Source organism: Rhodococcus sp. WB1 (assembly GCF_001700945.1).
Lineage (GTDB): Bacteria > Actinomycetota > Actinomycetes > Mycobacteriales > Mycobacteriaceae > Rhodococcus > Rhodococcus aetherivorans.
The window spans coordinates 696,751-708,901 of the sequence record NZ_CP015529.1; the positions used below are offsets into that span (position 1 = coordinate 696,751).

Sequence of the window (12,151 nt, forward strand, 5' to 3'; positions counted from 1 at the left end):
CGATGCACACTCTCGACCTGCCGAATCCGCCGACATTTCAGTCTGTCGCTGAAGAACGAAATCACAGGAAAGTGCGCCTTGCCGCAGCGTTCAGGGTCTTCAGCACGTTCGGATTCGACGACGGAGTCACCGGACATATCACTGCCCGCGATCCCGAGCACACCGATCACCTCTGGGTGAACCCGTGGGGGATGTCCTTCGGCCACATTCGCGCATCGGACCTGTGCCTTATCGATGGGACCGGACAATTGGTCGAGGGTGTAGGTCCCGTCAATCCGGCAGCAATCACGATACATGCCAGTGTGCACGACGCGAGACCTGATGTGGTCTGCGTTGCCCACAGTCACTCGTTGTATGGGAAAACCTGGTCCGCATTCGGCCGGAAGTTGGAGCCCATCACGCAGGACGCGTGTGCCTTCTACGAAAGGCACTCCGTTTTCGATCAGTACAATGGCGTGGTGCTGGAGGGCGACGAAGGTCGTGCCCTCGCGGACAGTCTGGGTGCGAATCGCGCTGCAATTCTCAAAAATCACGGCATACTTACGGCCGGGGCAACGGTCGACGAAGCCGCATGGTGGTTCATCTCCCTCGAACGATCCTGTCAGGCGCAGCTCCTCGCCCTCGCCGCCGGGAAGCCGGACGTGATTCCTGCCGGGACTGCGCGGCAGGTCGCCGCGCTCTACGATCAGCGTGCTGGTTGGTTCAATTTTCAGCCAATACTTGCGCGAATCATGCGAGAGCAGCCCGACCTGGCTGAGTAGATCGCCGAACTTCGATGTCGGTGCCCGAGGTCATTCGTCCACGCGCCGGTCGGTGATTACGGCCTGCCGAATCGTCCACCCGTCTGCGCATTGCGCTAGAGGGTCACCCAACGCAAGAACATTTCTCATTCCTCCGGAATGTAATACGAAAGGTGATGTAATGCGCACACGCTTTCACGTCAGTAGACTTACTTGCGGGCTCACTGCCGCTGCGGTCGCCCTCACGCTCGTCGGCTGCGGGGCTGCCAGTAACGCCGAGTCGCAAAGCGATGTCATCAGGCTCGGTGAGACGAGTGGAATCAGCGGGCCGGCCGGGGGGTATGGCAAGGCGCTGAGTGAAGGCCAGCAGGCGATCTTTCGGGCAGTCAACGACGCCGGGGGCGTGAACGGGAAGAAGATCGAACTGACCCTGCTCGACGACGGCCTCGATGTGGCCCGCGCAGTGCAGAACGTCCGAAAGCTCGTCACAGACAAAAATATAGCGATCGTCGGTGGCTCGGGCTCGGGCTCGATCGATGCAATTGTCCCGGTTCTGGACAAAGCGGGCGTTCCTCTCCTCTTCCCGGCGAAGTCGAGTCCGTCGTTTGTGAACACGGTGGTGCCGCAGGCCTTCGCGCTGGTCCCCACCTTTCCCGACCAGGCGCATGCCGTAGTGTCCGCCGCCTTCCAGAAGACAGGCGCCGGCAGCGTCTTCCTCGTCCGCACGGTGTCCGACCAGAACGATGCCATTCTTGCGAAGGTCGAGACAGCCGTGCGCGATGGTGGCGGCGCATTTCTCGGCACGGCAATCGTGCCTTTCGGCGCCGACGTGACGCCGGTAGCCCTTCAACTCGCCGAGGCGCGACCGGATTATGTGGTGTTCACGTCTGCTCCCGCAGAAACCACCAAGATCGTCAATTTCCTTGCTGGTAAGGACACGCTGCCCAAGAAGGCGATCCTGGGTACGAGCTCGCTGCCTGGTAACACCTTCTTGCAAGGGACCCCACCGAGTGCGCACGGTCTACTGTTCAGCCTGGCAATTACCAAGCCACCTGCGGACCCGAGCGCAGCCGAGTGCCTGGAAGCGGTGGAAAAGTACTACCCCGGCGCGGAGGTCGACACAGTGACCACGTTCGGGTGCGCGATCGCGCAAACGGTGGTCGCGGGACTCGAGATGGCCGGACCCAACCCGAGCAGCGAGAGCCTGGCCGATGCGTTTGCCTCCATGCGGGACCATCAGACCAGTCCTCTCATCCCGCCCGTAACGTTCTCTCGAGATTCGCACATGGGCCTGACGTCATTGCCGGCGGTCACTGTCAAGGACGGTGTGTACGAGGCAGTCGAATCGGTCAGCGTACCGGTTCTGCAGTGATGCTTACCCGATAGTCACTGGAGGTGTCATGAGTCTGTTCTTGGAGACGGTTCTGAGCGGCGTCGCTGTCGGCATGCTGTACGGCCTGATGTCCTTTGCGATGGTTGTGCTTTTCAAGACAACCGCGACAGTAAATTTCGCCCAGGGAATGATGGGCACGGCAGCTGTCTTCGTCGCCTTGACTGTAATGGTCGATTTCGGCGCCTCCCTTGTCGTGGCCGTCGTGATGGGGTTGTTGTTCAGCACAGTCTTGGGCGTGGTCAGCTTCTACGCCGTCATCCGTCCCAAGCCGAGGGCGGACAAGACGAATGTGATCATCAGAACGCTGGCCCTGTCGCTCGTACTGGCCGCATTCATAGACCGATTGAAGGGAGTCGGCCAACCGTTTCAGTTTCCACAGCTTGTGACCTCCGGCAGCGTCGGTATTCTTGGGGTTCGCATCGACTATTCCCTGATGGAAACGGTCGCCGTGGCAGCGATTCTCCTCGGTGGCTTCAGTCTCTTCTTCAGATTCTCCGGCGCTGGTCTGCTACTTCGCGCGGTAGCCGAATCCCGCGAAACGGTCAGGTTGCTCGGCGTCCGGAGCGACCGATTGTGCGCGATAGCTTGGGGGATCAGCAGCTTCTTGGCCGCAATCGTAAGCCTCTTGGCTGCCAACCACGCCTACGTCTCGACATTCATGCTCGAGGGCTACTTGCTCTATGCCTTTACGGCAGCGATCGCTTTCGGGCTCACGAGCCTGACCGGGGCGGTCATCGGCGGCGTCAGCGCGGGTATCGTCAGCAATGTAGTGGCAACCTACTTCGGGCCCGACGCGGCCAACCTCGTCATCTTCGTGGCACTCATCACCGTCCTGGTCATTCGTCCCCAGGGAGTTTTCGGAGAGCGGAGCGTACATCGTGTTTGAGCAATCGATACCGCGACAGCAGCGAAGGTCCCCTTATCGGTACTGGGGCCTGTCCGCGACACTTGTAGCGCTTGCAGCCCTCGGGATGATCGTTCGTGACCCCTCGTGGCAGTACATTCTTATACTCGGTATGGCATGGGGCACCGTGGCCGTCGGGATGAACCTGTGGCAGGGGCACCTCGGCGAGATCTCCTTCGGCCATGGTGCCTTGGTCGCCGTTGCCGCGTATACCTGGACAGTCACGAGGACCGCGGGGATGTCTCCGTTTCCGGCGCTCGTTGTCTGCCTTGGCGTCACCCTGGTTGCATGCGGGATCATTGCGCTGGCAGTGGTTCAACTTTCTCATTTCGGTTCGGCAGTGGCCACGTTCTTTCTGGCGTTTGTCGTGGCGGCCGGCCTACAGTCGAGTGCGTTCGTCAGTCTTACGGGTAGTCAGTCTGGTCTGCTGGTTCCGGAGCTCCTCGTTTTCGGCGTCGACCTCGGAAATGGCGCTGGGCTGTATTTTCTTGCGCTCTGCTTCTTGGCGCTCGTTCTCTTCACGTCCTCAAATTTCGGCGGTGGAAGGCGCGGGCACGAGCTACGGTTGATACGCTCGAGCGAGCAGGTTGCTTCCTTGCTGGGCGTCAGGGTCAAGCACGCAAAATGGACCGCGTTTGTCTTTACAGGACTCGGTGCAGCGTTGGCAGGAATTGTGATCTCCCAAGGGCTTACGGTGATCACCCCAGATTCGTTCGGGGTGGCGGCGTCCATCACGCTGGTCGCGATGGTTGTCGTGGGTGGGCAAGGAACCTTGTCGGGCCCATTGCTCGGTGGGCTGTTCTTCGCAGTGTTGCCTGCCGTGTTTCACGGCGCTCCTGAGAACCAGGCCCTATACGCAAGCATCACCTTCCTTGTCTTTGTCGTGCTGGCTCCGGCAGGGATTCTGGGTGCGCTGTCGAAGTGGAGTGGTGGAGTTCACTTGTGGGGGAAAGGCACTGTCGCGCGGCGAGCACCCGAGCGTTCCGGCACTGCGGTGGACATGACCGGCGATCTCGATAGCGCTGACGCCGGCGAGCCCTCATCCCGGGATCTCGATCGTACGGCGCTGGGCCGGGGCCAGAATTCTGCGGAAGATACCGCGACTGCAAGGACCGAGGTCGCCGCGATCGAGCTTGCCGGCGTTGGTGTCGCTTTTGATGGGGCGCAGGTACTTCATGGAGTCGATCTCGCGGTAGGGCACGGTCGGATCCATGCCTTGATCGGTCCAAACGGCGCCGGTAAGACAACGTTGATCAACACGGTCACCGGCCTGCTCCGACCGACAAGTGGCGAGATCAGGATCAATGGTCGCGAAACCACCACGATGTCGCCACCAGAAATCCGTGCGACGGGAGTCGGACGCACCTTTCAGAATCCCTCGCTCGTTGATGACTTGTCCGCGGTAGAGAACGTTGCCCTAGGTCTTTTGCATCAGCACCGTCGCTGGCTGCTGGTAGATCTGTTGCGCCCGACGCCCGGCCGAAAAACGGATGCCGATATTCGAACCAGGTGCGAGGAGGCCTTGTTTCTCGTCGGCGTGTCCGAGTCTGTGTGGAACAAGAGGGCAGATGAAATCTCTCTGGCTGACAGGAAACTGGTCGACCTGGCCAGGTCCTTTGTGTCGGAGCCGAAGGTCTTGTTGCTCGACGAACCCACAGCCGGACTGGGTGAACATGAGATCCACTGTGTGGAGAATGCGATTCGAAAACTACGCAGCAGTGGGAGAGTCACGATTCTACTCGTCGCCCACCATATTGCGTTCGTGCGGCGAGTAGCCGATACCGTCACGGTTCTGGACGGCGGGGAGGTTTTGGCCTCCGGAGAACCAAACCACGTCACGCGCGACGAGCGGGTACTGGAAGCCTTCGTCGGCAAGCCGGTCGAACTGCCGGACCCGGAGCGTGAATCGGACTCCAACCCAGTCCAGTCAACCGCGGTCCGCGTGGCTGAGTCAGTTGGCGCCCTATCTTCCTCGAAGATTCCTCAGGCGGAATCGCTCAGCGTGAATCTGTCGTCACAAGGCTTGGCAATTACCGACCTGACCGTCGGATACGGACCCACGCGCGTTCTCGACAAGGTTTCCCTGCATGTCTCCCGCGGAGAACTCGTCGGCCTTACAGGCAGGAATGGCGCGGGAAAGACGACACTACTACGCGCTCTGTCCGGGGTGATCCCCCGCGGAGAGGGTCTTGTCACCATGGATTCGATGCCGGTTCCTTCGTCGCCAGTGGCGGCGGCCAGATCTGGGTTGATCCATGTACCCGAGGGCCGGGGCGTAGTCGGATCGCTTTCTGCGCTGGCCAATCTGCAGGTCGGGGCCTTGGCGGTCGGCCACAAATTGACGAATGAGGACCTAGATCAGATTTTGGACCGGTTCCCGGGGCTCAGGTCCCTGTTGGACCGCCCCGCAGGGCTATTGAGCGGCGGTCAACAACAGATGCTGGCGATAGCCCGGGGACTTGCCGCCGAACCTTCCATTCTGATGGTGGACGAACTCAGTCTGGGGCTATCGCCCAAGGCGACAAGCGAAGCGCTACAGGTGTTGTCGGACCTGGCCCGCGAAAACGGTGAGGGTGTGCTTGTCGTCGATCAGAATATTCAGACGCTTTCGAGTGTCTGTGATCGGTTGTACGTCCTGAGGGATGGGTCTGTCGTCGAACTCGAGGGAGACGCCGGATCGATTCACCAGTTGCAGGATGTCTATTTCTAACCTCAATACCGGTAGGCGTCGTTTCCGAAGGGGGCGGGTCTGTCCACCTGCCGATTTGCCGTCGTCGGCCTCTGTAGGCAGCGCTGGGTGAGGCCGACTGAATTAGCGCGCGTTTTCGGAGTGAATGATGACTCACCTCTGTGACCTGGTAGTTGATCCGCACGCTGTACTGTCCTGCCCGGTCGCCGGAAAGCTCCTCCAGGCGGTTACCTGGCGGTACTCGTAGGTCGTTGACGTCGGTGGCCGCGTCGGGGACCAGGAGATTGTGGTGCGAACACCCACGCAGAGCCAGTGCTCGCCCTACGTCTACCGGGTGGCCGGGCGGGAGGTGCCGATCGTCGACGGTACTGAGCTCGGGAAGGGTGAGGTGTTCGTTCGACAGCTCGACGAGTTTTCAGGACGATTGCGATGACTGGTGAGGGGACCGCGATCGCCGCAAGGTCTGATACTCCCTCTGCCTGTCCGCTGTATCCCTGGGGGTAACCCTCTGTCTCCCAGGGATACTCCTGTCCGAGGGCGGGTGGGCGCAGCACTCGAGTGATCGGGCGGTTATTCGATCGCGTAGCCGATTAGGTCGGCAGCTCCGGCCAACCGTGATGCGAATCCCGGGTGGTCGAGGGGAAGGGTCATCTCGGGCCGATCCGGGAACGCCTGGGCGGCGGGCGTGAAGAGGGCGACGCACAGTCCACCGGCGAATCGGCCTCGGTAGGCGAGCCCGTCGAGATCCGGGTGGGCGGCGCGGATGGTGCGTGCCCAGTGCTGGGCGATGCCGTGTGCCGCGGTCGAGAGCGCGAAGTTCGCTCCGACGCGCGTCGGCCATCGGCCGGGCCCGTGGACGGCGACGTCGAGGAGATGCAGGGGCCGGGTGAACCGCACCGCGGTCAGGTAGGGCACACGGGTGCGGGTATCGATCACCCGGGTGGTCTGGAACGCCTCGGCCAACGCACCGGGCACATCGGCGGCGCCGTACCAGACCCCGTGGCGGGCGTGGTCCCGGCGCGGCATCGGGTGCGGGTCGCACCGCAGGACCGGACCGAAGGTGCGCAGGGTGTTCCACGGCAGGACGTGTTCGCCGCGGGTGGGGTGCACCCGCCAAAGAAGGGTGTAGGTGTCTAGGGTCAGGTATTCGTCGGATGTGATTCCGGCCGCGCGGATCGCCTCCACACCCGGCGGGTGGGGTAGTGCTGGGGGCATCGGCGGCTCAGGCCGCCAGGTACTGGTCGACGACCGACAGGGCGTCCTCGACCGTGCCGCCGGTGAGCAGCCAGTCGAGGACCGAGTTCGGGGCACCGTCGACGACAAGGGACAGTTGCGGCGTCGTCAGCAGACCGTGGATCGACAGGGGCTGCATGTTTTCGGGCAGGGCCCGCAGAACGGCGTCGAGGCCGGGCACCTGGCCGTCGTCGGTGAACTGTACGTCGGGGAGCAGCAGCCGGTTCGCTCGCTTGATCGCCCACAGACTGCGGTCGCCGACGCGTTGTCGGACGCGGGAGGCGCCGACCCCGCCGAGTCGTTCGGCGGCCTGCTCGACGGTCAGGGCGCTGTCGAGCAGGCGACGCATCCGTGCGGTCCGGTCGGCGACGGCGGTGGCCAGGGCGAGAGGGGATTCGGGTGCGCCGCCCGCGTCGAGGAGGTCGGCTTCGTGGGCGGCCAGGGACGCGGCGGGGTGTGTGGCGGCCCGCAGCGCGTGCAGCAGGGGCAGCAGATCGCGGCGATCGATACTCGGAGTGTCGAGCGCATCGGCGGCGGCGCTTTCGAAGTCGACCTCACCGGCCAGGTAGCGGTCCTCCACATCGGTCATTCCCACCACCTCCTAACAGTCACTAACAGTATATCGTCCTGTTAGTGAGGGGAGTGTGGGAGTTGTCCGGGCCCGGCACGGCATCGCCGCCCGCGGATCCGCACAGGTCGACGCAGGTGGAAGAGCAGCATGGTCCTTGTCGCGACCGCCGCGCCGAACCACCCAGTCGAGGAACTGGTCGAGCATCTGCGGCCCCGGCGTCCCACCGCGGAGCAGGACGTGCACGCGCAGCACACCGACGGGCAGAACGTGGTCAGGTCAGGGCAGCCGAAGGTAGCGTCAGGCACGTCGAAGTCTTCCTGATAGGCGGAGTGGGAACCTCCGCCCTCGGAAGACCTCGACACCTGCCCCGGGACCGACGCGCCAGCCACCATCCAACCAGTGACTACACCCTCAACTGTGAAGGACCGGAATAATCCGGACGATGGTCGAATTGATGATTCCCCTACCTGCAACACGTGTATGCGTATGTGGCTCCTCCCATGGGAAGAGCATGACCTCGTTCCCCCGGACCGCATTGATACAGCCCCGACTAATTCGCGGGCGAGGTTCGGATAGCTCGTCGGGACGAGACGGCCTCACCGGTCCCAGGCCTCGGCTTCATGCCAGGCGCGGTCGCCTGGGGATCCATCAGTGCGTGCACGCCGCGGCCCACGTCGGCTCGGGTCACCCGACACCGTGTGCCGGGCGAGCCGGACTGGCGCGACCGCGTCGGTGCGACCGACACGTGGCCGCTCCTACCCCATAGATTTCAGGAGAAGTGCTCAATGTCGGTGCAGCTGAACCACACCATCGTCCACGTCCGTGACCGCGCGGCTTCGGCGCGCTTCTACGCAGACATCCTCGGGCTCCCGGACCCGAAACCCTTCGGCCATTTCATGGTCCTGCCGCTGAGCAACGACGTCTCGTTGGACTTCCTCGACACTGGTCGGGACATCTCGCCCCAGCATTACGCCTTCCTCGTCGCGGAGGACGAGTTCGACCGGATCTTCGAGCGGATCACGCAGCGGGGCCTGGACTACTGGGCTGATCCCGGACACCAGCAGCCCAGCACGATCAATCACCGCGACGGCGGCCGGGGTGTGTACTGGTCCGACCCGGACGGGCACAACCTCGAGATCATCACCCGTCCCTATGGCGGCTGACCGACGATCGGCAACCAGGGCACGTCATGCGGTTGAGCGTGAGCCGGACCGACTACGACTGGCGCGGCTCTCCTGCGGCGGTGACCGCGCACCTGCAGCAAAGCGGCTCGGGCCGCCTTCCGCGGGCCCGGACACCGTGTGGCTGCCCGGCCACCGTCCCAGGTGAGCCCGGCTGCCGGAGACCGTGCCGATATTCAAGGCATACAAGGCAACTGGGTTATCTGGCCGCCTGCGCCACACGGGGTGCCGCTGGGCACGATGCTCATCACCGCGACGTCCCGCCCGGCGGGGCTGCTGGTCAGGGTCGTCCCCACCTCGGTGTCCGCTCCGGGGGCCGCGCCTGGTCTCGGTGTCGGAAACGGGCGCAGCGGTCCATTCGGTGGCGTCGGGGTTGGTGAGGTCGCGGCGGCCGGCGGCGACGCAGTCGGGCTCGGCGAGCAGCATGGTCGCGGGGGCTGTGGACCTGGAGCGCTGCGCGAAATCGGCGAGGACGTCCGTGACGGGGCGTTGCTGATCCGGTGGATGTGCTCGATGCGGCCGGCGATGGCCTGTGCTGGCTCGTCGTCGGTCTGTGAGGCGAGGGTGGGCAGGTGCTCGCGACGGTCTCGTGGTGCTGCCCGCCGGGCGTAGGAAACACGCAGTGGACGAGCGCGACCGACGGCAGCGACCACCTTCGTCAGTCGTGATGTCGGGACTGCCGGGCATCGATCCCGTTCAGTTCCCCCGGCGGCTGCCGGGGGCGACTGGTGCATCCCGTCCAGAATCCACGCGCTCCGCGGCACCTCACGCGCCTACTATTGAGGCTAGTTCGGCGCGGAGAGGACGTGTGCGATGACTACGAATCCGACGGAGCCGTACCGTAGCGGTGCTGTCACCACGGCTTTCGCACTCACCTCGCGGTCGCAACAGCGTCGACCGGTCGCGTATTCGAAGCCGGTTCTCCGGGTGTTTCCGCCCACGAGCGAGAGAACCGCCAAAGTGGCGATGGTGACCGTGTACGCGTTGATGGCGATCACCATCGCTTTCATCGCCCTGCACGAGGCAGGCTTTGTCGTCTAGCGGCCTCCTCCTGGGCGGACGGAGGGCAACGATCTCTTCACCCTCGGACAGATATCTGGCTGACCGTGATGTCCAGGCCAGATGCGGAGGCCCTGGCCGCAGCACCCTGCCTCCCACCCCGGTAGCCCTGCCCAGTCGTGTTCTGCGGATCATGGAACGGACGGCGTTCGGTTCTGCGTATCGCCCCGGCGGCGACGAGGTGCTGGCCAGATCCGCCGCCGTCCTCGCGTGGTCTTCGGGGCTCGGTTTCGGGCTGCCGGGGCTTTACGCGATCGCGCACCTGGTCCGGCACGGCGAGATCGCCACGTTCCTGGGCTATCCGACCTACGGCCACGGCGTGTTCGAGAACCGGTGCGGGATCCGCACCACCGTGCCGTTGCTGTCGGCGTTCGTGGTGGTCTGCGCCGCCGAGTGTGGTGCCGGGGCGCTGCTGTGGCACCAGCGCCGGGCCGGCGCGGCCCTGGCGCTGGTGCTGCTGCCGGCCGAGACCGTCTTCTGGGTCGGGTTCTCCCTGCCCTACGGACCTGTCGCCGCCGCGGCGCGAACGGCCCTGGTGCTGCGGTACCGGCGGCGGGTGCCCGGGCGGGCCCGGAAGTTGGCCTGACGCGCACCCCGGACCGGTGTGGGCACCTGTTTCGGCGGGGGCGGTGTTCCGCCCGCTCGATCGGCGCGACTTCGGCGGTGGCCCGAAGGGGCGGGTCCGGCCGGGCGCGATACCGGGGCCGTCGTACGGGCGGGGCGGTCGTGGTGATGGTGTCGGAGTGTGTGCGGTGGCGGGCGACGGTTGCGGCGGTGAGTATCTGAACTTGTGTCTGTCGTTGGGGCTGAGCCGTTGCAGCACGTCACCGATGGGCTGGAACCGAAGTTTATCGGCAGGTGCCCATTGCTTGCTTCGCGAGGAAGAAGCTGCGGTTTACCGCGTAAATCGGTGTGCCCTTGGGTGAGTCGATCATCGACGTGGGTCCGGTCGGGTGAAGTCGAGGCTTGCATCAGGTGGAGCTGTATGGCCGATCCTGGGGTGCGACGTCTCGATGGTGTGACCAGGTGGACGCGGATCCGGGCTGCGCTCCCCGGCCGTGGCGGGGCGTAGCGCTGCCGACCGCAGGAAGACGGCAAGGTCGCCGCCTCCACGAGGTATGGGTCAAGGTGTGGGGAAACATATGTTTTTGCGCATGGGGGATTGTGTGGTCACCTGAGCCCGAGTGACTAGGATTTTGTTGGGTCGGAAAGCTGTGGTGGCAGGTCGGGCAGGTGCCGATCCAATACATCAGCGCGCGTTGGAGTTCGCGCACGAGATCGCAGCCAAGGAGCGGTTCGACGAGTTCGCCGGCACGTGGGGCCCGCGCTATCCGGCGATCATCCGGTTGTGGCAGAACTCCTGTCCGGAGAACGCGGCCGTTCCTCGACTACGACATCGAGGTCAGGCGGGTGGTGTGCTCCACGCACGCGATCGAGTCGCTCAACGCCCGCTACCGTCGGGCCATCCGGGCCCGGGGCCACTTCCCCAACGAGCAAGCCGCGCTCGAGTGTCTGTACCTGGCCACCCGAGCTCTGGACCCGACCGGCACGGGGCGCGCACGATGGATATCGAGGTGGAAAGGAGCGTTGAACGCCTTCGCCATCACCCTCGAAGGACGCATCACCCCGAACAGCGACTGATCCCATGTGTCAGAGCCGGATCCACCGATTTCCTGACAGACCCGATCAGGCCCGTCGGGATACAGCCGATAGGCGACCGCGTCTCAAGAGGCCGGTGTTGGGTGCGGGCGTCGGCGGTGCGTGGACGGGGGCTGGGCGCTGATTATGAGCGCACGTGCATGCGTTCTCCTTGGGGGCCGAAGATTGCGAGCACTTCGCAGGGGGTGGGTCCGGGGTTGCCGATCCAGTGGGGTGTGCGGGTGTCGAATTCGACCACTTCTCCGGGTTCGAGCACCAGGTCGCGGCTGCCCAGGATCAGGCGCAGTCGGCCGTTGAGCACGTAGAGCCACTCGTAGCCTTCGTGGGTTTGCAGCGTCGGGTGGGCGACGTCGTCCACGGTGGGCAGCACCATTTTGAAGGACTGCAGGCCCCCGGGGCGGCGGGTCAAGGAGATGAAGGTCCGGCCGTGCCGGGTCACCGGCTTGGACCGGATTCTGGGGTCGCCGGTGTCCGGGGCGTCGACGAGTTCGTCCAGTGCGACCCGGTGGGCGCGGGCGAGGGGGAGCAGCAGCTCGAGGGTGGGCTTGCGCTGTCCGGATTCCAGTCGGGAGAGGGTGCTGAGCGAGATGCCGGTCTCCTCCGCCAGGTCGCTCAGGGTGGCTTCCCGTTCGAGTCGGAGCTGTCGCAGTCTCGGGCCCACGTTCTTCAAGACGTCCTGGTCTTCCATGTCGCTCAGTGTGCCGGAGTTTTGCCATTCCAGC

The 12,151-nt window shown here is 64.3% G+C and carries 10 protein-coding genes and 2 pseudogenes; 8 read left to right on the plus strand and 4 right to left on the minus strand.

Features of this window, described 5'->3' with window-relative positions:
• Positions 1 to 2: 2 nt before the first annotated feature.
• The 4 genes from A4U64_RS03270 (at position 3) to A4U64_RS27580 (ending at position 5,747) form a co-directional block, all read left to right on the plus strand.
• Positions 3 to 761 (plus strand): class II aldolase/adducin family protein, encoded by a 759-nt coding sequence (locus A4U64_RS03270; RefSeq protein WP_065922160.1) that lies wholly within the window; start codon positions 3 to 5, stop codon positions 759 to 761.
• A gap of 160 nt (positions 762 to 921) precedes the next feature.
• Complete coding sequence (locus A4U64_RS03275) at positions 922 to 2,112, plus strand: ABC transporter substrate-binding protein (RefSeq protein ID WP_065922161.1); 1,191 nt, start codon at positions 922 to 924, stop codon at positions 2,110 to 2,112.
• A gap of 28 nt (positions 2,113 to 2,140) precedes the next feature.
• Positions 2,141 to 3,019, plus strand: coding sequence for a branched-chain amino acid ABC transporter permease (locus A4U64_RS03280; protein WP_065922162.1), 879 nt, complete (start codon positions 2,141 to 2,143; stop codon positions 3,017 to 3,019).
• A gap of 130 nt (positions 3,020 to 3,149) precedes the next feature.
• Positions 3,150 to 5,747: an ATP-binding cassette domain-containing protein gene (locus A4U64_RS27580; RefSeq protein ID WP_198163384.1), complete on the plus strand. Its 2,598-nt coding sequence runs from the start codon at positions 3,150 to 3,152 to the stop codon at positions 5,745 to 5,747.
• 145 nt (positions 5,748 to 5,892) lie between these two features.
• On the opposite strand, the pseudogene A4U64_RS29145 reads toward A4U64_RS27580, so the two are convergent.
• From A4U64_RS29145 to A4U64_RS03295, 3 genes and pseudogenes are all read right to left on the minus strand, one after another.
• Positions 5,893 to 6,009 (minus strand): annotated as a pseudogene (locus A4U64_RS29145) (type II toxin-antitoxin system RelE/ParE family toxin); the annotation flags it as partial.
• A 287-nt stretch (positions 6,010 to 6,296) separates the two neighbouring features.
• Positions 6,297 to 6,941 carry an RES family NAD+ phosphorylase gene (locus tag A4U64_RS03290; protein ID WP_202916754.1) on the minus strand — a complete coding sequence of 215 codons (645 nt, stop codon included), beginning with the start codon at positions 6,939 to 6,941 and terminating at the stop codon, positions 6,297 to 6,299.
• 7 nt (positions 6,942 to 6,948) lie between these two features.
• Positions 6,949 to 7,548, minus strand: coding sequence for a hypothetical protein (locus A4U64_RS03295; protein WP_065922164.1), 600 nt, complete (start codon positions 7,546 to 7,548; stop codon positions 6,949 to 6,951).
• Between the two features lie 767 nt (positions 7,549 to 8,315).
• Between A4U64_RS03295 and A4U64_RS03300 the strand changes: the two genes are divergently transcribed.
• The 4 genes and pseudogenes from A4U64_RS03300 to A4U64_RS27585 form a co-directional block, all read left to right on the plus strand.
• Positions 8,316 to 8,693: a VOC family protein gene (locus A4U64_RS03300; RefSeq protein ID WP_065922165.1), complete on the plus strand. Its 378-nt coding sequence runs from the start codon at positions 8,316 to 8,318 to the stop codon at positions 8,691 to 8,693.
• Between the two features lie 831 nt (positions 8,694 to 9,524).
• Entirely contained in the window at positions 9,525 to 9,752 is a 228-nt protein-coding gene (locus A4U64_RS03305; RefSeq protein ID WP_065922166.1) for a hypothetical protein, read from the plus strand.
• Positions 9,753 to 9,903: 151 nt separating this feature from the next.
• Complete coding sequence (locus A4U64_RS03310; protein ID WP_065922167.1) at positions 9,904 to 10,356, plus strand: hypothetical protein; 453 nt, start codon at positions 9,904 to 9,906, stop codon at positions 10,354 to 10,356.
• Between the two features lie 697 nt (positions 10,357 to 11,053).
• A pseudogene (locus A4U64_RS27585) lies at positions 11,054 to 11,411 on the plus strand (transposase); the annotation flags it as partial.
• Positions 11,412 to 11,553: 142 nt separating this feature from the next.
• Here A4U64_RS27585 and A4U64_RS03320 read toward each other — a convergent pair.
• On the minus strand, positions 11,554 to 12,117 hold the full coding sequence (locus A4U64_RS03320; protein ID WP_065922169.1) for a helix-turn-helix domain-containing protein: 564 nt from the start codon (positions 12,115 to 12,117) through the stop codon (positions 11,554 to 11,556).
• Positions 12,118 to 12,151: the final 34 nt, after the last annotated feature.

Coding starts and splice junctions, on each gene's coding strand:
- A4U64_RS03270 (WP_065922160.1), top strand. CDS start 3: ATGCACACTCTCGACCTGCCGAATCCGCCGACATTTCAGTCTGTCGCT.
- A4U64_RS03300 (WP_065922165.1), top strand. CDS start 8,316: ATGTCGGTGCAGCTGAACCACACCATCGTCCACGTCCGTGACCGCGCG.
- A4U64_RS03320 (WP_065922169.1), bottom strand. CDS start 12,117: ATGGAAGACCAGGACGTCTTGAAGAACGTGGGCCCGAGACTGCGACAG.
- A4U64_RS03290 (WP_202916754.1), bottom strand. CDS start 6,941: ATGCCCCCAGCACTACCCCACCCGCCGGGTGTGGAGGCGATCCGCGCG.
- A4U64_RS03275 (WP_065922161.1), top strand. CDS start 922: ATGCGCACACGCTTTCACGTCAGTAGACTTACTTGCGGGCTCACTGCC.
- A4U64_RS03280 (WP_065922162.1), top strand. CDS start 2,141: ATGAGTCTGTTCTTGGAGACGGTTCTGAGCGGCGTCGCTGTCGGCATG.
- A4U64_RS03305 (WP_065922166.1), top strand. CDS start 9,525: ATGACTACGAATCCGACGGAGCCGTACCGTAGCGGTGCTGTCACCACG.
- A4U64_RS27580 (WP_198163384.1), top strand. CDS start 3,150: ATGGCATGGGGCACCGTGGCCGTCGGGATGAACCTGTGGCAGGGGCAC.
- A4U64_RS03310 (WP_065922167.1), top strand. CDS start 9,904: ATGGAACGGACGGCGTTCGGTTCTGCGTATCGCCCCGGCGGCGACGAG.
- A4U64_RS03295 (WP_065922164.1), bottom strand. CDS start 7,548: ATGACCGATGTGGAGGACCGCTACCTGGCCGGTGAGGTCGACTTCGAA.